The sequence below is a fragment of the Corynebacterium sp. HMSC072D12 genome (genome assembly GCF_001813925.1).
In the GTDB taxonomy this organism is placed as follows: domain Bacteria; phylum Actinomycetota; class Actinomycetes; order Mycobacteriales; family Mycobacteriaceae; genus Corynebacterium; species Corynebacterium aurimucosum.
This window is the reverse complement of the sequence record NZ_KV814422.1, coordinates 1-454: the sequence shown is the minus strand read 5'-3', so window position 1 is coordinate 454 and position 454 is coordinate 1. Positions and strand designations below refer to the sequence as shown.

Below are 454 nucleotides of genomic sequence, written 5' to 3'. Positions count from 1 at the left end.
CTCTGCGCCTGTCATGCGCCCGCCGTTAGTCAGGTTGAGCTCGATCTCATCACCCTCGCCGTTGATGATCTGGTCCAACTCATTTAATGTGACGATGACTTGGGTGCGCACGGCCGGCTTTGTACCGCTTGCTTGGTTGAAGAAGATGTCGTTGGCGGCTTGAAGGAGGTCGGTGGTGTTGGTGGATTCTAAGACTGCGCGCATGTTGGCAATCGTGGTGGCGTCATCGGTGATGGAGAGCGTGTTGGGGCCTTGTTCCCGGTAGGTGATGCGTACGCCTGGTTTGGCGGTTCTTTTAGCACGCAGTTCTTTCAGGCGTTGGGCGGCAACATGTGGGATGCGGTGTGCGGGTGTGGCAGCGAGTTTGATTCTTAAGTTCCAAGCATCCAGGGTCTTTTTGACTTTGGATGTATAAGACTCGATGAGTGTGAGGGTGCCGAGGCTGTGGCGTTGT

1 pseudogene is annotated in these 454 nt (G+C 55.5%); it reads right to left on the bottom strand.

Annotated features, from left to right (window positions below):
* A pseudogene (locus tag HMPREF2943_RS12045) lies at positions 1 to 454 on the bottom strand (HNH endonuclease); the annotation flags it as partial.